At 59.7% G+C, this 18,993-nt stretch carries 19 protein-coding genes; 3 read left to right on the top strand and 16 right to left on the bottom strand.

The genetic code is table 11. The features are described 5' to 3' along the window. Positions 1-31: 31 nt before the first annotated feature. Positions 32-1,066, bottom strand: coding sequence for a DUF7146 domain-containing protein (locus tag NMA58_RS24195; RefSeq protein ID WP_434714230.1), 1,035 nt, complete (start codon positions 1,064-1,066; stop codon positions 32-34). A 429-nt stretch (positions 1,067-1,495) separates the two neighbouring features. On the opposite strand from NMA58_RS24195, the gene NMA58_RS24190 reads away from it, so the two are divergent. Together NMA58_RS24190 and NMA58_RS24185 are read left to right on the top strand one after the other, a co-directional pair. After that, positions 1,496-2,686 (top strand): DUF1173 domain-containing protein, encoded by a 1,191-nt coding sequence (locus NMA58_RS24190; RefSeq protein ID WP_434714229.1) that lies wholly within the window; start codon positions 1,496-1,498, stop codon positions 2,684-2,686. Between the two features lie 235 nt (positions 2,687-2,921). Next, entirely contained in the window at positions 2,922-3,515 is a 594-nt protein-coding gene (locus NMA58_RS24185; protein WP_434714228.1) for a DUF433 domain-containing protein, read from the top strand. 586 nt (positions 3,516-4,101) lie between these two features. Here the strand turns inward: NMA58_RS24185 and virB11 are convergent. The 13 genes from virB11 to NMA58_RS24120 form a co-directional block, all read right to left on the bottom strand. After that, complete coding sequence (gene virB11 / locus NMA58_RS24180) at positions 4,102-5,130, bottom strand: P-type DNA transfer ATPase VirB11 (protein ID WP_434714227.1); 1,029 nt, start codon at positions 5,128-5,130, stop codon at positions 4,102-4,104. 8 nt (positions 5,131-5,138) lie between these two features. Then, the gene (gene virB10 / locus NMA58_RS24175) at positions 5,139-6,317 is read right to left on the bottom strand and encodes a type IV secretion system protein VirB10 (protein WP_434714226.1); all 1,179 of its coding nucleotides are present in this window, start codon (positions 6,315-6,317) and stop codon (positions 5,139-5,141) included. Between the two features lie 8 nt (positions 6,318-6,325). After that, positions 6,326-7,183: a P-type conjugative transfer protein VirB9 gene (virB9, locus tag NMA58_RS24170; RefSeq protein WP_434714224.1), complete on the bottom strand. Its 858-nt coding sequence runs from the start codon at positions 7,181-7,183 to the stop codon at positions 6,326-6,328. Continuing rightward, positions 7,180-7,851, bottom strand: a complete 672-nt coding sequence (locus tag NMA58_RS24165) for a virB8 family protein (RefSeq protein ID WP_434714223.1) — start codon at positions 7,849-7,851, stop codon at positions 7,180-7,182. Before NMA58_RS24165 ends, virB9 begins: the two co-directional genes overlap by 4 nt. Then, positions 7,845-8,138, bottom strand: coding sequence for a hypothetical protein (locus NMA58_RS24160; RefSeq protein WP_246721931.1), 294 nt, complete (start codon positions 8,136-8,138; stop codon positions 7,845-7,847). Before NMA58_RS24160 ends, NMA58_RS24165 begins: the two co-directional genes overlap by 7 nt. Positions 8,139-8,177: 39 nt before the next feature. Continuing rightward, on the bottom strand, positions 8,178-9,110 hold the full coding sequence (locus NMA58_RS24155) for a type IV secretion system protein (protein ID WP_434714222.1): 933 nt from the start codon (positions 9,108-9,110) through the stop codon (positions 8,178-8,180). Positions 9,111-9,113: 3 nt separating this feature from the next. Continuing rightward, positions 9,114-9,347, bottom strand: a complete 234-nt coding sequence (locus NMA58_RS24150) for an EexN family lipoprotein (protein ID WP_434714220.1) — start codon at positions 9,345-9,347, stop codon at positions 9,114-9,116. Continuing rightward, entirely contained in the window at positions 9,344-10,045 is a 702-nt protein-coding gene (gene virB5 / locus NMA58_RS24145) for a P-type DNA transfer protein VirB5 (protein WP_434714219.1), read from the bottom strand. The genes NMA58_RS24150 and virB5 overlap by 4 nt, the downstream gene beginning before the upstream one ends. After that, entirely contained in the window at positions 10,042-12,408 is a 2,367-nt protein-coding gene (locus NMA58_RS24140; protein WP_434714218.1) for a VirB4 family type IV secretion/conjugal transfer ATPase, read from the bottom strand. Before NMA58_RS24140 ends, virB5 begins: the two co-directional genes overlap by 4 nt. Next, positions 12,401-12,679, bottom strand: a complete 279-nt coding sequence (locus tag NMA58_RS24135) for a type IV secretion system protein VirB3 (protein ID WP_434714368.1) — start codon at positions 12,677-12,679, stop codon at positions 12,401-12,403. Before NMA58_RS24135 ends, NMA58_RS24140 begins: the two co-directional genes overlap by 8 nt. Positions 12,680-12,744: 65 nt before the next feature. Next, positions 12,745-13,044, bottom strand: a complete 300-nt coding sequence (locus NMA58_RS24130; RefSeq protein WP_434714217.1) for a TrbC/VirB2 family protein — start codon at positions 13,042-13,044, stop codon at positions 12,745-12,747. Beyond that, the gene (locus NMA58_RS24125) at positions 13,041-13,712 is read right to left on the bottom strand and encodes a type IV secretion system protein VirB1 (protein ID WP_434714216.1); all 672 of its coding nucleotides are present in this window, start codon (positions 13,710-13,712) and stop codon (positions 13,041-13,043) included. The genes NMA58_RS24130 and NMA58_RS24125 overlap by 4 nt, the downstream gene beginning before the upstream one ends. Before the next feature lies 1 nt (position 13,713). After that, complete coding sequence (locus NMA58_RS24120) at positions 13,714-14,253, bottom strand: hypothetical protein (RefSeq protein ID WP_434714215.1); 540 nt, start codon at positions 14,251-14,253, stop codon at positions 13,714-13,716. 101 nt (positions 14,254-14,354) lie between these two features. Between NMA58_RS24120 and NMA58_RS24115 the strand changes: the two genes are divergently transcribed. Beyond that, a complete protein-coding gene (locus tag NMA58_RS24115) occupies positions 14,355-14,720 on the top strand; it encodes a MarR family transcriptional regulator (protein ID WP_085782007.1) in 366 nt (121 codons plus the stop codon). Positions 14,721-15,129: 409 nt separating this feature from the next. On the opposite strand, the gene NMA58_RS24110 is transcribed toward NMA58_RS24115, so the two are convergent. Together NMA58_RS24110 and NMA58_RS24105 are read right to left on the bottom strand one after the other, a co-directional pair. Continuing rightward, the gene (locus NMA58_RS24110) at positions 15,130-16,317 is read right to left on the bottom strand and encodes a DUF932 domain-containing protein (protein ID WP_434714213.1); all 1,188 of its coding nucleotides are present in this window, start codon (positions 16,315-16,317) and stop codon (positions 15,130-15,132) included. Positions 16,318-16,435: 118 nt separating this feature from the next. Beyond that, on the bottom strand, positions 16,436-18,598 hold the full coding sequence (locus NMA58_RS24105) for a ParB/RepB/Spo0J family partition protein (RefSeq protein ID WP_434714212.1): 2,163 nt from the start codon (positions 18,596-18,598) through the stop codon (positions 16,436-16,438). Positions 18,599-18,993 lie beyond the last annotated feature (395 nt).

Genomic DNA, 18,993 nt, shown 5'->3' with positions numbered 1-18,993 from the left:
AGCACCGCCACCGCCTGCCGTTCGGTCTGCCTCACGGGGTCAGGAAGTTCATTGCATCTCCTGGAACAAGCTGTGCCCGCAGGTTGGTCTTCAACCGGTCCGCCCCGAGCCAGCGCAGATCCTCGTTGAAGTCGCCGAGTTCAGGGGCGAGGACAAGCGGCAGGATACCAAGTGCCTGAGCGCGACGGCTCAGTCGCTTGATTGCCTGCCGCCCCGCCGCATCGGCATCGCCAGCAATGTAGAGGCGCAGACATCCGGCAGGAGGGCAAAAGGCTGCGAGGTGATTGGCTGTGAGTGCAGCGACCGCTGGCATGCCTGGCATCACCTCCAATAGCGACAGCACCGTTTCGAGACCTTCAGCCGCGGCCAGGACCGGCACAGGCTCACCGGGGGGAAACCGGAAGCGGACGGCGTTGCCGAGAAGACCACCGAGCGCCCGGCGCGGATCGGCCACCTTGGCCTTGCCGCCGCTCGGATCGAGCCATGTGCGATGAATGCCGGTGACTGTGCCGGAAGGATCGGTCACAGCGGCAATGAGTGCGGGATAGGCCTCCGTGCTGCCCGTGGCAAGGTCACGATAGTAGCAGGATGGATGAAATCCGAGCGCCGAATGAGCTGTAGCCTGCAAGAGGCCACGATCGCGCAAATAGCCCTCGGCAAGTGTGCCGGCGAGCGGCTGTGTCATGGCAAACAGGCGCCGAGCCCGTTCCGCAGCCGGGCGGTTGGCCAATCGGCGCTCGCTAACATCGATATTCTCGGACGAGGCCATTTTCGGTTGGGACAAGCTCAGGAAGCGCCTTGCTTCCTCCGCGACATCCCGGAAATCGAGGAGCCCGCACGTCTCCCGTATGAGATCGAGAAGGTCTCCATACTCGCCGGTCGCCGCGTCCGTCCACCGGCCGGCGCGCGGGCCCGTCAGATGGACATAGAGTGATCGGCCCTCTTTGTTTCTGGCATCTCCGACGATCCAGTAATTGCCGGCACGCCTTCCTGCAGACAGATAATGACGGCAGAACGCGACTGCATTTAGCGCTAGACGATCTGCCAGTTCCGAGATGGATAACATGATGCTGCCTCCCTCATGGACGACTGATAAAGATCGAATGGCAGCCTCGCGCAGTGTCGGCACATGATTGTCGGTCGCGTTATCTGGACTGTAGAAGGTACGCGGCGCGAGGAAGATTGCGAGGACACAGCCGTGTTTGCGTGTTTGCCGCCAGGAATGAGTTTGTATTCATGGCAGGTCCTCTAAGAGCGAGGAGTGACGTTGCGCTGAAACTCTTTTGCCCTGCCCGGCCCCCTCTTCCGGCCCCTCCCTGCCTCTCTCACCCTGCCAACGGCCGCCTTGCGCACCTGCCGGGCGATGGCGAGAATCAAAACCCCAGCGGCAAAGTTCGAATTCACTATACTAACTATTTTGCGCTAGTATAAAGCGCCATCATTGTGCTAATTCCTTATGAGGCTTGTTGAGCCCTGCAGGGACCCCGAGGAGCAAGTGAAACAGTTTGTAATAGGCAATCAGGCGCTCGAAGAAAGCTCACCAGAGTTTCAGTCAGAGCTCGCACGCGCCTACGAGCAGAAGCTCAGGCCACTTTGCCGGTGTCGGGAACCGCCGGTGCCGATGTACATCGCCCGGATAGACGGCCAGTTCCTGGTCAAGCGCATGCCGCTCTCAGGCCGGCAGCATGATCCGGTTTGTCCGTCCTATGACCCGCCCTATGAACTATCCGGCCTCGGGCCGTTGATCGGCAGCGCGATCCAGATCGATGCGGCAACCGGTGCGGCCATGCTGAAGCTCGACTTCTCCCTGTCGAAACGAGGCAACCGATCCAACTCGAGCGCGTCATCGGAGCCGACGGAAACTGTGCGAAGCCAGCCAAAAAAACTCTCGCTCCGAGCGATGCTCCATTATCTGTGGGATACGGCAGAGCTTACAGAATGGACATCGTTATGGGCTGGCAGGCGAGGCTGGGCCCGCGTTCGCAGCAGTCTGATGAATGCGGCAAGACAGATGATCGTTCGCGGCGGCCCGTTAAGCGATATCCTGTTTATTCCGGAAGTATTTCACCAGGAAGACAAGGAGGGTATTTCTGCCCGGCGCGCTGCGACGCTGGCTGGCGCCCAAGCAGATACTTCCGGACCGCACAAACTGATGGTGATGGTCGCAGAAGTGAAAGAGTTTTCGCCAGCCCGCGACAGCCAGAAAATCCTGGTTCGCCACCTTCCCTTTCCTCTCATGATCGATGAGGGTGCATGGAAGCGGTTGAATGGACGATATGACACCGAGCTGGAACTTTGGCGATCAAACGAAGAGTTCCATCTTATCGTGATCGCCACGTTCGGCATTTCGAGTGCGGGGATCGCATCTGTGGAGGAAATGGCGTGTATGGTGGTGAACGAGAACTGGATCCCGGTCGAAAACATCCACGAACAGCGGCTCCTGGAACGGCTCTCGAGGTTAAGGCGCAAAAGCAAAAAGGCATTGCGGTTCGATCTTTCACGTGGTCAGCCGATCGCCTCCGTGACATTACCAGATCCAAGGCCGGCGCCCGTGGCGCTGTTCATCGTTCCGACGAATGCGGACGAAGATTATGAGGTTGCTCTGAGCGAAATGATTGCCGCCAGACCAGAAATGGCGTCATGGATCTGGCGTGTGGCCGAGGGTGAAATGCCGCGCTTGCCTTAAACTATTGAGCTCTAATACGCAGCAGCCGATTTCTTGCCAAGAGCAGCTTGGCGCACCCGGTGCTCAATTGTGCGAGATGGCAATTGGTTCAATCCTGCTGCTTTGAGCGCGTCCGTAGCCTGGCTGGTGCGATCGGACGTTAGTTCCTCGACGTTTAGGGCAGTCGCTTGACCTGATCGATTGTCGACACCTATATTAATTCATCTCCAGATGGAGTTGAATTAGGACCATCGACATGAGCAATATGGAATTTACGGTTACGGAAGCGAGCTTCTTGGCAGATCGCTCTCCTACGGACGTTCAAAACGCAGTCGACAAGAAGGTCGTCAAATCCACCGTGGTTAAAGTCGGGCAACGAGCTCAACGCCTTCTAGGAAGGGCTGAGCTGCGGTTTCTAACGATGGATCGCGAAATCGGCGAAGCCCTGTCCGGCGTAGGCAAACGCCGTCTTTATGAGGAACTGTCGAGGCTTCCAGAAAAGGCCACGACGGCGCGATTTGGCGCGCTCGTCGTGGATCTTCGAAAAAGCGACGCCAAACTCAAGAGGAGATTGAGGCTGCTCGAAACGATCAAGGCGTCAATTGAAATGAAAGGGGGAGAGCCTGTTATCAAGGGAACCGATATTCCTGTTTATCAGGTAGCTGCCTTATATCCTTCGGCTTCTATCGAGGAGATCCTAGAGGACTTCCCCTCGCTCAATCATGTCCAAGTTGAACATGCGATCGACTTCGCGAGGGCATATCCTAAAAAGGGACGCCCTTATCCGTCGACGTCCCTGAAACGCGGAATTTCCACTCTCATCAAAAGCGGTGTCTTTGATGATGACTGAGACAAGGCCTCGGAGTGCTTAAATATTTGCTCGACGAGTCCGTCACCCGTTCAATGGATACGCACAACAATGTCGTTAAGTGGAAGAGATCCATCGACGACAGCGAACTCGCAATTTGCGTTTTACGCTCTTCGAGAAACGAAAGGGCGCTGAGGCGCAGTTGAAAAAGGATCCGAAGAAGCCTCAGGCCAAGTTAGACGCGATAGCCGCGTTCGAAATCAGCTTCGGGCCCGATCGCGTTCTCAGTCTCGACGCAGCGGCAACGAAAGAATGGGCTTCTTTTGTCGGCGCTAGGGAAAAGCATGTCATGGATGCCGGCATCGCCGCCGTCGCGAAAACGCACGGGCTTATCATTGTCACCCGCAACCTGGAAGACTTTGCTGACTTCCGCGTACCCTGTCTCGACCCATTCCGAGACCCACCGCTTCTGGTGGAATATGGCGACCAGCGGACGAAGAGCAATGATGAGATGAAGACCATTCGGTCGGCGACGGCACCTCTGGGATCGGAAAGCTGGCGACCTCGGTTGGTTGGCCACTTAAACACCCGCGTCGCTGCGACGCCTGCTACTGCGCATAGCGCTGTTTCAAAATGCCCCCACGCCAGTACGATTGCCTCCCCCAACTGCATCTCGATAATAGACCTCGCTCACCCGAAACCGTCCGCCGATGCGCTTGCACTGGACGATGATGTCTATCGCAACTGTCAGCATTTCGCGAATGTCGCTGCGTTCGAGATTCCCGCCACCTTCCGATTCCTTGACCAGCAACGTCAACTGCTCGAAGGCAAGGCGTGCGGAATCGGCGTGCACGGTCGTGATTGAACCGGGATGGCCCGAGTTAACATTGCGAATATAGTAGAATGCCGTTCCGTCCCGTAACTCCTGCAGCAGGATGCGATCCGGCCGCATGCGCAGGCAGGATTCGAGCAGATCCTTGGCGCCGACTTTGGCAAGCCCTTGGCCGCCCTTCGAGTAGAAGAGCCGAACGTGGTTCGGCTGCGGAACGACCAGTTCGGCGGTATCCTCGATCGAAATGATCCGCTCGTTTTGGGGGATATGGCGGATCAGAGCTTTCGATAGCGTCGTTTTCCCCGACCCCGTAGCGCCGGATATGATGATGTTCTTTCTTGCGAGCACGGCCTCCCGTAAAAACGCCTTGTAGGCGCCGATCCGAAAGTATTCACCCAACCTCTGATCGGGTCGCGTTTCGGAGCCGTCAACGGGCGCGACATCTGCAAACAATCCTCCATGATCGAGATCCTCAAGCGTTAACGACACCGAGGACGGCTTGCGGATGGTGATGCTGACGGTGCCCTTCGTCGTTGCAGGCGGGATGACGATCTGGATCCGCTCATCATTCGGTAAGCTCGCCGACAGGATCGGCCGAGTTTCGTCGATCGACTGGTTGGAGAAGCTTGCGACTGCCCGGGAAAGACGCATCAGGCGATCGTAAGACAGCTCCGCCATAGCATGTGTCTGCCATCCATTTCTTCCTTCCGTGACGACCTGTCCAGGCTGATTGACGATGACCTCATAGAGCGTGTCGTCGCGCAGAAAGCGTGAGAGCGGCGAAAGCAGTTCGCGCACAACGCCGGCGTCAGCAGCTTCAATCATCCTCGGGCCTATTTTGTTGCGAGCCTGGAGCCTGACGCGAAATCCCCGAGCACGGCGCGGTCGTAGATGCGGTTACGGGACTCCTTCACGCGAAGCCGATAGACGCTCGAGAAATCGAGATCACGCGCGACGAAGATCGAAACCAGTTCGCCCTGATGTTTCAGGAGGGTCGGTGGAATGTTGATGGACTGTTCGACGGCAATCGCGGCGGCCTGCTGACCGGCGCCGGTGGTGTTTTGAGCGTCGATATCGCCGTCCTGCAGCCGGCTGCTGGCATAGGAGGTCGCATCGCCAACAATCGACAGCAGGATCGCGCTCCCGAAACGCTCCCACCAATGCGTGTCGACGGAACCGTCGACGCCGGCCCGGCCAAGAGCATCGGTTGCAGGCGATGCCAAGGTGATGATCACACCTTTTGGGGTCTTGGCCCGGCTCCAGAGGACGAAGAGGCGTTTTTGCCCACGACGAAGGCCGCCGCGGTATTCGCCGACCACCTGAGTGCCCTTTTCCATCAGGACGACACGACCGTTGTCCGACAGGACATCTCGGTTGATGACGCAACTCGTAAATCCCGGCTGATCGGAGGAGAGCGCCGCTTCCAGGACGCAGGGGACGGATGTTCCCATCGCGACGATAAAATCGCGGTTGCCCAGTGTACCGGCACGGGAACCCTGCAATTGCGTCGGCGTCAGCAGACGGTTGAAGCGCTCGTCATCGCTTTGGCCTGCCGGCGGGAAGCTGCCTAGATTGTTGCCGAGCTGCATGTAGGGGGAGGCCCCTTCGGATCCTCCAGCCTGATCGCGCCGCTGCGCTGGCGGCGATTTCTCGCCGCCATAGGCTATAACGGGGGCGCGGCGCGCAGCATCGAGCAGCTTGTCGTCATCGGTCGACGCGTTGTCGATTATCCCCGGCGTGGGGAGCTGGGCCGCCGCTGGCGGCGTCAGCGGCTCTTCGGGCTCCTTCGCCGGCTCGAAGTCCGATGTCTGACGGATGACGACCCGTTCCGGCTGCCCGCTGCCGGATTGCTTGTCCTGCTCTCGCATCGACCAGAGGGCGAATGCGACAAAGACGACGATTGCCAGAGCGACGGCGCCTCGCTTGACGATCGGATTGCTGTCGATCCGACGCGCGGTCGATGTCTCGGCCCGCTCACCCGCAATCTGGGTAGTCTCTTCCTCGGCTGCCATGACACCTCCTATTGCATTGCCGCAGGCGGCACCCTGACGACGCGCTCGACGGATGGCGACGTCGTGTTGGTCTCGGGATTGATGCCGATACGATCGTAGGCTTCGTTGAAGACGCAGAGGACATCGCCGCCCCTGCGCAAGATGAACTTGCGGCTGATCGCGTGAACGAGGACGAGATTTCCGTCGACGGATTTGGGGACGAGGCTCTCGGTGCCATCGGAATTCTCCAAGTATATCGCCGGCATTTCCTGGTTGCCGGCAAAGGCGAAGGTGGTGACCTTGCCGTTGTCGTAGACAGCCTGCGGCTCGAGCGCCTGTGCCCCTTGCGCCGAGTAGCGCCAATTGCGCGGTCCATAGGCTTCGTGAAGGGAAAGCACGTGATCGGCCTCACCGGCCTGTGCCGCCTGCGCGCGGACAGCTGCCGCCTGTCGGCGCCGCTCCGCTTCATCGCCTGGATAGCGATACTTCAGATAGAAATAGGTGTTCTGCCCGGCTTCGACGCTGCCGTCACGGACGGTCAGTTCCATCTGGTAGCTGCGGGTCGATCCGTCGCGCCGTGTCGTCACGACCGAGATATTTGTCACCGGCTGGCTTTCGCGGGGTTTCAGGAACAGGATGTTGCCGGCCGGCGCCACCTCCCACGCGACACTATTGCCAAGCGCCACATGGGCGATTTCCTCGTCGGCCGCGAATTCGATCTGCACCGATGACCGCAGCGTGCCGACAACCTTGGTGATGTTATAGGGTTGATAATCGACGAAGCGGATGCGGCTGTCCTGCGCCGCCCCACGTGGGGTTTCGAGGGCGACCGCCACAGAAGGAAGGCTGCCGGCCAGGATCAGCGGAAGGAGGAAACAGGCTCTCAATTGATAGCCTCCGGATCGGCGCGATATTCGCTGACGACGAAGCCGAGGGGATTGATCAGCCGATCGGTCGAGGACATCGGAGCGTTGGCATAGGAGAAGGTGAGGGTTGCGACCCAGTGCGTGGTGGCCACCTCCTCCCCGCGGGTAACGGTTCTCATGTAACGCACCGATGCCACATTGGCATTGATCAGCGAGATGGAAACGATGTTGATGCGCGAGGTGGCGCTGCGGCCATAGATGTTCTGAGGGGATTGGGGATTGCTGCCGCGATAAAGAGCGGCAAATCGCGTCTGTTCCGGCTGCGTCGACAACAAGGCGACGGTGCGAAAATTCTCCCCAGCTTCACTCCAGACATAAGCTTCGCGGGCGCGGACATATTTGGCCGCAAAATATTTAGTGACGGCCTCGTCGTAGGTGCCGGCCGTCGACGTCAATGCCGAGACCACGTCGACGATTCCCGTCGAGTTGTCGACCCGCACCACGAAAGGCTCTACGGTTTTCAACGGGGTGAGGCCGGCTATGGCAAAAACGGAAGCGCCTGCAAGGATGCCGGCGCAGACTGCCACGAACCACGCAATCCGCGCGGATCGCTCGACCTGCATCATCCGGTCCTGGTCGAAGCGTCGGGCCCTTTCGAAGTAACTCTTCAAACTGTCCGTGGTTACCATTTGGTGGCCCCGCATGGACGATAAGAACCTTCAATATCGAAAAGCGCGAAGGCAGCCGGTGCGGCTGAGGGGAGCGCCCCCTCCCAATAGGCAAAAGGCTGGCTCGCCGGCTGTACGGGAACAGCCCCCGTCACGGGCTGTTCTGCACTTCTATTATCCTGCCATTGCCACATCGAGCGGTTCATCGGCCGGCGGGCATAGCCATCACATTTGGGAAGAGGGTGGGACATCGAGCCGCAAGCGGCCAGGCTCGGGATCAGGAAGAGCGATAATGCGACACGGATCATGGGAAAGTAGCCTGTCCAATTGTCTTAAGGTTGAAGCGTTCACTCGATCCGGCTTGGCGCCAGGCGGCGGCCGACCGAACGAGCCCCGCGGCCGATCGCCGTAGCTGAACGGGAAGTGGCCCAGGCGAGCGTGCTCTCATGGGCATCGCGCGCGGCGCCATATCCGTAGGTCAGCGACGCTCCTCCGGCAGCAAGTGCCGAAGCGATGCCCGGCAACTGGTAGAAAACATAGAGAGCGGCAAGGCAGATGGCGCAGAGCGCAATCGGACGCATCATGACATCGCTATAGCCTTCTATCGCCGTAAATGTCGTGTCGATGCAGGTAATCAGCAGCGAGCCGATCGCGACGACCAGGACCTGCAGGATGACCAGGTTTGCGAGCAGCCCGATCCAGGATTCAGTAAACCGGCGGGTCGATTGGAACATGGCGAGCGCAATGAAGATGGGGCCGATCGCCAGTACGATAGCGAGCGCGAGCCGGGCGTAGAGCGAAACGATGTACCCGATAGCCGCCACGACGAAGCTCGCGCCGATGACCATCATGCCGCCGATCCCGGTGACGAAGTCGACCGGCCAGGAGGCCCGGGACCATATCTCGTGGGCACATTTTTGGCCCTTATCGAGCAGGCTGTCGAAAGTCGACGCGCTCGGTGCGGTGCCAGAGTTCAGCGCTTGCGAGATCTCGCGCGCCAGTGTGTTGAAGAAGATGTTGGTGACGTAGGCCTGATAGTCGCTCGCATTTCTGACCAGCATGACGATGATGGCAAGCTTCATTGCCCGGAAGGCAAATTCGAGGATGGGTTCCTGGATGGATCCGCGGAGAACAAGGTAGCCGTAGAGCACCACATAGAGTGTCAGCGCCGCGGTCAGTGGTCCGCTCACCCAACTCGCAATATTCGAGGTGCCCGAGGAAATGAAGTTTTCCAGCGGTGTCTTGAACTGTCCGTCGACGAAGCTGAAGACCTGATACACCGCTTAGCCTCCGAGCGACTGGCGCATCCGCTCGAGCCGCAGCTTGCCATCGGCCGCCTCGGCGTTGCGGCAATTGGGGGTATCGCTGAGCTCGCTCGGATTGTTGCGGCATTGAACGATGATCCTTGCGAGCAGAGCATCGTCGGCAACCAGTTCATCAACGGTATAAACCGCTTCCGTCTGTGCAGAGCAGGCCGACAGGAAAAGGACGGCCATGGTGGGAAGAAACCATTTCATTTGAGCGCCGCTCCCATAGTGTCCATGCGTTTGCGCCAGTCTTCGGCTTTTCGCTGTTCATCGACCTGTACCTGCGCCTGCTGGATCATCTGCAGTGCCTGCATGCGAAGGACGTCGCTCTGCAGGAAGGCTGTTTCGGCCTGGAGGCGGGCCTGCAGGTCGGCGACATCCTTGGCGTCAGCTGCACCGGAGATCTTCTGGCGCAGCTCGTCGATGCCTTCGATGCGTTTGGTGGCGGCATCATAGATCTGCTGACCGAGGCTCATCTGCCCCGCATTCTGGTTTTGTATGCGCGACAACTCCTGCGCATAGAAATCGTTGGCATCAGTGCGATAGGTGGAATTGTCCTGGAGGAATTTCGAGGCGGAGCTGCCGAAGACGCCGCTGCCGGTTCCTTTGAACAGGGTCTCGATCGCATTAAAATCTTGTGGGAGGGCCTTGCGGATCGAAGGTTCGTTCAGAAGGCTCGCGATGTCAGCCATGTTGGTAATCTTGTTCAGCGATCCGTATAGCTGTTGGGCCTGCTGGAGCTGCTGGTTCAGGGTGTCGAGCTGGGACTTGAGCTGCGAGATGCTCTCGATCTGCTTGGCGATCGAAGTCTGGTCGATGACGGGTATGCCCTGTGCAGACGCCAGCATTGCCGACGCAAAAAAGACGGCAGATGCAAACAAGGGCCCCATAATTCCGGTGCGGATCATGCTGTCCTCCTCCTGTGGTGAAACACGGAAAGCCAATCCTCCCGCCCGTCGCCAAGTTGCGATCGAACGGCGTCGGCAAGTTCCACGTTGGCCGTCCGGCCCGAGAGAATGGCGAGCTCGTCGTCGAAGCCATTGAGGTTCAGCTCGGCGACGACGCTATTATGCCCTTGCTTGATGATGAACCGGCGGCTCTCGACCGAAAGCTCGCGTGAGACGAGTTCGAATTCGCGTTCGGTCAGCTTGAAACCATCGACATAGTCGATGCGGTCGCCGCGCGGGTTGGCCAGGAAAATCTGCGTCGGGCACTGTTCGATGATCGTATGGGCAATCGGCGAGGCGATGGCGTCGCGCGGGCTCTGGGTCGCAAACAGCATCAGCCCGTTCTGTTTGCGGATGGTCTTGAGCTTGTTTTGCGCGAGATCCCGAAAGCCCTCGTCCTGAAGCGCCTTCCAGAATTCGTCGATGACGATGATGATGCGGCGCCCATCGATCAGCTGCTCGATGCGATAGAACAGGTAGGCCATCAACGGCGTGCGGATTTCCTCGTTGTCCAGGAAATCGGTCATGTCGTAGCCGATGAACTTGGCGCCGATGCCGATATCGTCGGCCTCGTTGTCGAAGACCCAGCCGAGCGGTCCTCCCCTCTCCCATCTCCTCAGTCGAGAGGCAATTCCTTCGGGATCGGTGTTGTTGAGAAACGTGCGCAGGGCACCGATGGAGCGGCGCTCCATCGGCAGGTCCGCCACCCCGTCGACCGCCGAAGCGATGTCGCGCAAGTCGGTTATTGATAGGTCGCCAGATGCTGATCCGACCAACTTGGCGATCCAGCCGTTGAGGAATAGCTTGTATTCCGGAGTGAGGTCCAGCGCCTTCAACGGAGCGCAACCGGTGATGATGCCATTTCTCAGCGGCATATAATTGCCGCCTGCTGCGCGCACGAAAAGGTCGGCGCCTCGGTCCTTGTCGAAGAGAACCATATGGGGATCATGCTTTTCGAGCTGCGACAGCATGAAGTTCAGGAGCACGGTCTTGCCGGCGCCAGATGGGCCGCAGACAAAGGTGTTGCCGAGATCGCTGTGGTGGAAGTTGAAATAGAAGGGTGAGCCCGATGCTGTCTTGAGCATGGCGACCGCCGGTCCCCATTCGTTGTCGTCCCTCCGACCGGCGGGGTAGGAATGATAGGGAGCAAGAGCGGCGAAGTTTCGCGAGGTGATCGCCCCCGAGCGCGCCCGATAGCGGAAGTTCCCGGGCAGTTGCGCCCACCAGGCAGCCTCGAGCCCCAGGTCCTCTCGAGCGACGACGGCGCCGCCGCCGGTAAGACAAGCGCGAGCTTTCGCCATGTGGTCGGTCAGCTCCTTGACCGAGGGGGCGAAGACCGTCAACGCAAGGTGATGTTCTCCCAGAACGAAGCGGTTGGATTCGAGCTCGTCCAGCGCCTCCCCTAGCTCTTCGATCTGCGATGCTGCCTTGTCGCCGGTACTGACCATCTGGTTCTGCTTGCGGCCCATGATCGTGCGGGCGTCAGCTTTCGAGGTGAACGCGAAGGATTGCGTCAGAATGAGTTCGAAGGGGGCCGTCAGGATGCCGTCGAGCATGCCGCTACGCGTGGTCGCCGGATATTCCTTGAAGCCGAAGATGCCGGCATAGCGGCTTTCGGCCTCGTGACGGATCTCGACTGTCTCGCGCCCGAAGATGACCCGATCGGAATAAATCGCCGAAGAAATCCTTCCTTCCGTCAGCGGAACTGGTTCACGCCGCCCTCCGACGATCTGATGGAGAACTTCGCTCGGTTCAGAGAACAGGATGCCGCCCTGCTCTTGCAGGGTGAGGAGACGTGGCTCGAAGCGCTGCAATCCGGCCAGCACATCCGCCACCCGGTCGCGCAGATGCTTCAGGGCATCTTCATCGAGTTCGATACGGGAGCGGCGCGCCTTGCGCAGCCGGGAGAGAAGATTGGCTGCCCTTTCGGCAGCGTCCCGGCCTGGATGGCAGACGAGGGCAAGATAAAGGTCGTTTCGGAAAAGGTCTTCACCGATCATCCGATCGCGATATTTGGCATTGAGGCCTTCGCAGAAGGGGTTGGCGAAACGTCCCTCGGGATAGGTGTTGTCGCGACGGCGAATGACATGCGTCCAGAGCGCCAGCCGTTCGTCGGCGATATTGCGGTAAAGCGTATTCAGGCTGCGGTGCAGGCCGTTAAGGTCGCGGATATCGGCGGTCTCGAAGGAAACTCCTTCTAGCGCGATCATGGTCATCAGCGCTCTGGAATCAAGCGCGATCGTCGCCTCGTCGACATGCCTGACATAGGGGATGAAGGTCTCCGCGCCGAGTTCTCGAGACCGGAGCGTCGCAATACTAGGCAAGGCTGAAATCCCTCTCGTCGTAACGGCGGGCGAGCGGCAAGGGCGAGAGGCTCGCGCCGCCCCAATAGGCGCTATTGCGCGATCGCCCCCGGGTCTCGATCCACGCGATCAGGATCCGGAACCTATTGTGATCGTGCTTGACGAGTGCGCGAAACAGGACGTGAAAGGCGACGCCGGCGAGCGCATAGGCGATCGATCCTGCGGTGATGTAAAGAATGGTCGTCAGCATGATGTTGACGCCCATGGCCTCCATGGTCACGCCGGCGATCATTGCCGGGCGGGTGCATGCGAGAAACAACGTATCATCTTCGAGGTGCGGGGCGTTCGTCACGGCGATCAGCTCCCGACGATGGTGTTGACCAGTTCGGTCGCCCCGAAAATTCCGCCGATGCCGATGATCCAGAAACCTGCGCGCCTCAGATCCATGTATCCAAACATCCACGAAATGCAGATGATGATGACGGCAATGACCGCCAGCAGGCGGGCGATATTGCCGGTCAGCATGTCGACGATGTTCTGCAGCACGGTTTCGATACCGGCGGCCTGGGCGAAGGCCGGCTCGACCATGAAGGCGACGATCGCGGCCGCCATGAGGGTGGATTTTGCAAGGGTGCGAAGACGGGGTTTCGAGATCATTCGCTTTGCTCCAATCTATCGTTCTGGAAAACGAGAGCCGACGACCGCCGCCGGGAGTTATAAACATCCCATGGCTCGGCTTCAGCGGCCTCGGCGGGGTGTGAGGCTTGTTTGAGAGGCGCTTGCCTCGGCTGATCCTGCGGCGATGGGGCTGACGGGAGCTGGTCGTCCGTTCCCGCAATGGAGAGCGAGGCCAGCAGAGGCGATAGCCGCTTTCTTTCCTGGCGCACCTGCTCGTCATACCGGACTATTGCGCCGACGGATGGATCGTCGCGACCGTAATAGGAGCGGAGCATGACTGTCTCGGCTCGCGCCGGATCGTCGCCCACGCGGAGAGCCTCACGGTAGTATCCGTCGAGAAACGTCGCCGTGGCCTTGAGGCTCAGGCAAGGATCGAAGGCGTCCGCAAGGGACAGATCGAGTTTCTGAAGCGCCTCGATCCCGAGGCCGCCAAGACCGACCTGGATATCCTGGCGATCGGCCATCAGGGACGTGGCTACCTCGATCGCCTCGGCTTTCGAAGCCGGCCGGTCGACAAGTGGCGGGCCGCTGTTTATGCGAATGGCAAGAGGCTGAAAACCGCTCTCAACGCTAACGACGGCTGCCAGCGTTTCGACCTCGACCATCGGCGCGCAGGCTTGCGCGATATCGATGAAGGCAGCGGCCATGTCAGTACCACACCCGCTGCGTCGTCGCGCCGTCGATGGTGACGTCGATATAGTGAGGCTGCGACCTCACATTCGGGCGCATGATCGGGTAACCCGTGCACCGGTAGCGCCCATCCTGACGCTGCCAATGTGGTGACAGTACCGAATTGTCGTGGGTGCCAAAGTTGTCAGCATCTTGCGAGCAGAGGGCATTGCTCACCGGTTGCGGTGACGTCGCCACGCAGGTCACTTGCCCCCCGCCGGAACCGTCTCCTCCCCTCAGCCTGTATCCGGCATCGCAATAATAGGGTTCATAACCAGGCCGCGAGCTGTGAAAACCGACGCCGCTGCAGGTCGGGAAGGAATGACCTCTGGCAAGCTCCCGCCACAATTTTTGGATCGGCGGTCGGCATTCACCAAATTGCGTCGGCCCTCCGGGATTCGAAAGGCACAGGATAACCTGGCATCCCCAAACTTCAGCTTGCGCTTTACTGCCGGAAATAAGATAGGATGGCGTCATGCAGCAGATCGCAAGCAATGATTTCAGCAGAAGGCTTTTCATGGGCAGACCCCTTCGACACGACGATGTTCCATCGCATTCGGGAGAGCTTGCACAGCTGCCTTCCCGAGTTCTTACTGACTTATATAACACAGTTAAATGACATGACAAGCGCACTTAAAAAGCAATGGCAGAACCTTGCCTTCTCGGGACTCATTCTCCATGAGATCCTCGATCATCCGCTGGAAGACGAGACGCCGCAGGCGCGACTGAAACAGGTCGGCATGATGACGATCCTCTACACGATGAGCCAGGCGCACCAGAAGCTAACCCTTTCGAATATCATCGAGATTACCGAGCTGACGCGAACTGGCGTCAAGGAAACCGTCGACCTTCTGGTCAAGCGTGGAATGCTGAGCGAGACGATGGTGAAGAATTCCATGGGCAGGGGAACGGCCCGGCAATTCGAGATTTCGGAGGACCTTTTGAACAAGCTGAGCTCGTTCCGCGTCGGCCAGAAATCGGATTAAACTGACTTTCTTTCGCAAGTAACGGGACGCAACGGCGAATCATTCGTCGCCTGATCGTGCTGCTGACACGGAGAGAAATGATGGTAGGCCAACCCGCCCCCGGGGCGGGTTCCAGACAGACAATTGAAGAGTATCGGAGAAATCAGCATAGCGCCGCCGAAGGCGGGATTTCGGGAATTCTCGCCACGCCAAGGGCGGAACAAGGGCAGCCGCAGGAGCCTCAGCATAGCGGCCGGCAGGGAGGCGGAACCGACTGCCCCCGCCCGTGCGTTCCGTTTTCCCGAGAATATTCGCCGCACCTTGTCATCATTATCGCGCGGGAGCCTGGAAAGGGTGATGCAGTTGGCGGAAAAAACAATGCCGGCGAGCGGGCTCGGACCGATCGACGTCATTACCTTATGAGGCGCGCTCAGACCGCGCTTTCGAGTAGCCTCCTCGCCTTGCCTTCCAGCTCCAGACGGACGTCCTGATGGCTCTTGTCACGTGCCAGGGCGGTGATTCCCTGAACGAAGTCGAAGACCGATTCCGGCGGGCGGCCTTCTTCGGACAGAACAGTCTCGATGATCTTGCCCGTTTCACTTTTCGAGAAACCTCGCCGGCGCAGGAATGATTGTCTGTCATCATCGTCGCGGGCGACGATCCGATCGCGCGCGGCCTGGATGCCTGCGACGAAAACTGCAGGTGAGGAATTGGCAAAGCTTGTCAGCGCCGGTCCCGCTTCATGGGCGAAACGCTCAGCAGCGAATTTGCTGTGGCGAATGCTGATCTCCTGGAAGTTTTCCGTGCCCCAGATGTTGCGGTTGGCGCAGACGGCACGCAGGTAGAAGGAGGCGATGCCGAGCGTTTTCGACCCCACCTCGGAGTTCCAGGCATAGAAGCCGCGAAAGAAGAGATCAGGTTCACCATTGGGCAGGCGCCCTGCCTCGATCGGATGAGTATCATCGACCAGGAACAGGAAGACATCACGGTCGGATGCGTAGAGCGTAGTCGTATCCTTGGAGATATCGACGAAGGGGTTATATGTCATGCTCGCCCAATCAAGCAGGCCCGGCACTTTCCAGATCGTGTCGCCGGTCCCGTTGCCGGCGATTTTCATCACGGCGGACACGAGCTCGTGGTCCCAGATCCTGCCGTAGTCGGGGCCGGTCACCGCCCGAAGCTCGACGCGGCCGTCGTCCATCTCCAGCGTTTTGACGAGCTCGGCACGATTGTTAAGCAGGCCATGTTGCAGATTAATCGCGGCAAGCGGCGCGGGGAGCTGGCGCATATAGGTGGCCGGCGCCCCGACCAGTGTGCAAAGCTGGCCATAGCTCCAATGCGTCGGTGCCACCGGCCGTCGGTTGCCGGGTAAGATCAGCTCGAGCCGCTCGGAGTTGTCGCGACTGGCCTTGAGGCGGATCGACGAACTTTCCACCGTTCGGGCGTGAGCGCGCTCAGCACGGGACCTGACCGCACCGTAGAGTTCGCCAAGAGAAAGATAGCGCTCATCATCAGGTCGAGAGAACCATTCGGACGAGACGCGGCCATTGCGCTCACCGCGCGAGATGTCGACCCTGAAGCCAGATGCCGGTTGCGAGGCGGAGGTGATGGAGTCCATGACATTTGCTCCTTGAAACGAAAGTGGTCCGGCCTCCTGTTGGAGCCGGACCATGCGCGTGGATCGGAATCGAAGGCCCGGCATACCCGCCGGACCATATCGGTCGGATGGTTAAAGCCTACTCGGCAGCATCTAGATGCTTCAGCTCCTGCCGAAAGGCGTCATTCGGCTCTGCCGTCGCTTGCTCGGCGTTCACCTCGTCACTGAGAAAAGCCGGAAGATCTGAAGCCGCGGCTTCGATCAGAACATCATCGGCAGCGCGGTGGGCGATCTCACCGACTGCTGTTCCGGAGCTGTCTGCCGATGCGTCTTCAATCGCCATTTTCAGCGGCTCGGGTAACCAGCCGCTGCCGTCGAGCAGGCGCTCGGCTTCGCGCGCCATATCGGCTTTTTTCAGATGATCGATCAGGTGAGCCGATTGTTCACCCTTCGCCTCCCGCACGGCCTGCAGGATCCGCGCCTTGGTGACCCTTCCAAGATAGGCGTCGACCGTCGGGGTCCAGCCGGCATCGGCCATGTCGAAGCCGATTGCACGGGCGAGCTGGTCGGCATGAGCGATCGCGCGGGTGCGTTTGTTCCATGGTTCGATTACGGCATTCAGCGAGAGGGATGCGCAATGGGCAAACAATGCCAGCCGGCTGACCTCATCGAGCCCGATCAGAAAGTCCCAGAGATCCTCGGGTAGCTTCGGAAGGTCCTGGCCCCATGCTTCCTGCCGCTGGTCGATCTCCCTGGCCCAGACGGTGCCAGAGAGCCCTTCCGTCTGGCCGAAGGTGGCGCTTTGCAGCGTCAGTTCCAGGCACGTGCCCGACCCATAATGGTAGAAGCTCTTCAGGACGAAGGCGTGCAGCACGGCGATGAACGCGACAGCCGGATTGTTGGCGAGCGCATTGCGCAGCGCCACCGTGCGCGTCGCCGTCAGATCAACAAGCAGACGATCGGATATCGGGCGGATGGCACCGTCCTCCTCGTCTGCCTCATCACCGGCAGCGGCCCGACCGTCGAGCGTTGCCCCACCGGTGGACGATGATCCACTCACCTCGTAGCCGTCATCGCTCCCGGACATCACTGCCTCGGTCTCCACCGTCTCCGGCTGCGGTTCGTCTTCCGGCCGGACAAAGCCGCGCTCGATCTTCAGTTCGCCGCCGGCGCCAAGAGAGATGAACACGCCCCCACGGGCGACATCCTGAGGATCGAAGACATATGGCCGGTCGTTGATCCTGTCGAGCTCGTTCCCGAGTTCCTCCAAGCGATGTTCGGTCTGCTCGCACGTTTCCTCGGCCTCCGCATAGGCTGCATCCAGATCGTCGTATTCGGCCTTCAGCGTGCCGTATCGAGCAGTCTCTTCGTCGGTCATTTCGGCCTGGTGCCCATAGAAGCGACGCAGCCCGGCTGTATGCCCGTAGGGAAAGTCGAAGGCCGCTTCGACCCACTTCCAGCCTTCCGTAGCCTTTATTGCTTCTGCGTCTGCCGCCAGTTTCTCGAGCGCCAATTGCTCGAGCAGCGCCGGATCCTGAAGCCACCCGCCGTTGTCCTGCTCGAACAGGTCACGCATCACGACACCGCCGGCGGCTTCATAAGCATCGATGCCAACATAGACGGTCCTGCGATCGCTCGCGCGGATCGTCGTTTCGGTCAGGAGCCTGCGGATGTAATAGGGTTCACGAACCTGCTGGCGCGAGACCGTGTCCCAGACCTGCTCCTGGCGGACGTGGTCGTTGCTGATGGAAAAAGCCATGATCTGTTCAAGTTTCATCTCCTCATTGGCGTAGAGTTCGAGCAGTCGCGACGAGACCGAAGCCAGGCGCAGGCGCTGCCGGACGATGGCGGCCGAGACAAAGAAGCGCGCTGCGATTTCCTCTTCGCCAACCCCCTGCCCGCACAAGGCCTGGAACGCGCGGTATTGGTCGAGGGGATGAAGTTCGACGCGCTGGACATTTTCCGCGAGAGAATCCTCGGTTTCGAGGGTATCGCCGCTGCTGACGATGCAGGGAATACCGGCTGTCTTTGCCAGCCGTTTGCGGGAGACCAGCAGCTCAAGCGCACGATAACGCCGGCCACCGGCGGGGATGCGATAAAAGCCGGTCTCCTTGCCGTCGCCGTCGACTTCAGCACGCACATTCAGGCTGGTCAGCAGTCCGCGACGTGCTATGTCCTCCGCGAGATCTTCGATCGAGACTCCTGCCTTGATCCGACGGACGTTCTGCTCGCTCAGGATCAGTTTATTGAAAGGGATGTCGCGTCCAACGTTCAATGTGATTTTCTCAATGGCCTGTGCCATTTCGCTTCTCCGTGACGAGCCGGCCGGAGCTCTCTCCTGCCTTCCAAACCCGTCTCAGAATCCCCCTCCCTCCTCTCCCTCTTGCGTATACTCGCCTGGAATGATCGCAGGAGACCCCGATTGCCTCGGCGTTTTTCGAAGTCGCAAGTTCTTCTGGTGGATTTGTTGGCGAGACCTACGTCTGGCGCGGCCGAAGTGTTGGCAAGTTTCGGTACATCCAGTCTGAATTGATCGACGATGTTGCGCCAGTTCTGACTTCCGGCTTTGCAATGGATTTCGCCGATGCGGCCGGCAAGCTTCAGCGGCGGCGGCGTGGCGCTCGGTGCCGCCCTCCTGCCTTTCCTCAACACGCTCCTGCTGCCGCCGGCTTCGGCCTAAGCCGAAGTACAGCGCGA

The sequence above is a fragment of the Rhizobium sp. YTUHZ045 genome, from assembly GCF_051124255.1.
Classification (GTDB): Bacteria; Pseudomonadota; Alphaproteobacteria; order Rhizobiales; family Rhizobiaceae; genus Rhizobium.
This window is presented reverse-complemented; position numbering and strand designations above follow the sequence as displayed.

Excerpts from the sequence above, each read along its gene's own strand:
- NMA58_RS24195 (WP_434714230.1), bottom strand. The coding sequence starts at position 1,066 with ATGTTATCCATCTCGGAACTGGCAGATCGTCTAGCGCTAAATGCAGTC.
- NMA58_RS24185 (WP_434714228.1), top strand. The coding sequence starts at position 2,922 with ATGAGCAATATGGAATTTACGGTTACGGAAGCGAGCTTCTTGGCAGAT.
- virB11 (WP_434714227.1), bottom strand. The coding sequence starts at position 5,130 with ATGATTGAAGCTGCTGACGCCGGCGTTGTGCGCGAACTGCTTTCGCCG.
- virB10 (WP_434714226.1), bottom strand. The coding sequence starts at position 6,317 with ATGGCAGCCGAGGAAGAGACTACCCAGATTGCGGGTGAGCGGGCCGAG.
- NMA58_RS24165 (WP_434714223.1), bottom strand. The coding sequence starts at position 7,851 with ATGGTAACCACGGACAGTTTGAAGAGTTACTTCGAAAGGGCCCGACGC.
- NMA58_RS24160 (WP_246721931.1), bottom strand. The coding sequence starts at position 8,138 with ATGATCCGTGTCGCATTATCGCTCTTCCTGATCCCGAGCCTGGCCGCT.
- NMA58_RS24150 (WP_434714220.1), bottom strand. The coding sequence starts at position 9,347 with ATGAAATGGTTTCTTCCCACCATGGCCGTCCTTTTCCTGTCGGCCTGC.
- virB5 (WP_434714219.1), bottom strand. The coding sequence starts at position 10,045 with ATGATCCGCACCGGAATTATGGGGCCCTTGTTTGCATCTGCCGTCTTT.
- NMA58_RS24135 (WP_434714368.1), bottom strand. The coding sequence starts at position 12,679 with ATGATCGCCGGCGTGACCATGGAGGCCATGGGCGTCAACATCATGCTG.
- NMA58_RS24130 (WP_434714217.1), bottom strand. The coding sequence starts at position 13,044 with ATGATCTCGAAACCCCGTCTTCGCACCCTTGCAAAATCCACCCTCATG.
- NMA58_RS24125 (WP_434714216.1), bottom strand. The coding sequence starts at position 13,712 with ATGGCCGCTGCCTTCATCGATATCGCGCAAGCCTGCGCGCCGATGGTC.
- NMA58_RS24120 (WP_434714215.1), bottom strand. The coding sequence starts at position 14,253 with ATGAAAAGCCTTCTGCTGAAATCATTGCTTGCGATCTGCTGCATGACG.
- NMA58_RS24115 (WP_085782007.1), top strand. The coding sequence starts at position 14,355 with ATGACAAGCGCACTTAAAAAGCAATGGCAGAACCTTGCCTTCTCGGGA.
- NMA58_RS24110 (WP_434714213.1), bottom strand. The coding sequence starts at position 16,317 with ATGGACTCCATCACCTCCGCCTCGCAACCGGCATCTGGCTTCAGGGTC.
- NMA58_RS24105 (WP_434714212.1), bottom strand. The coding sequence starts at position 18,598 with ATGGCACAGGCCATTGAGAAAATCACATTGAACGTTGGACGCGACATC.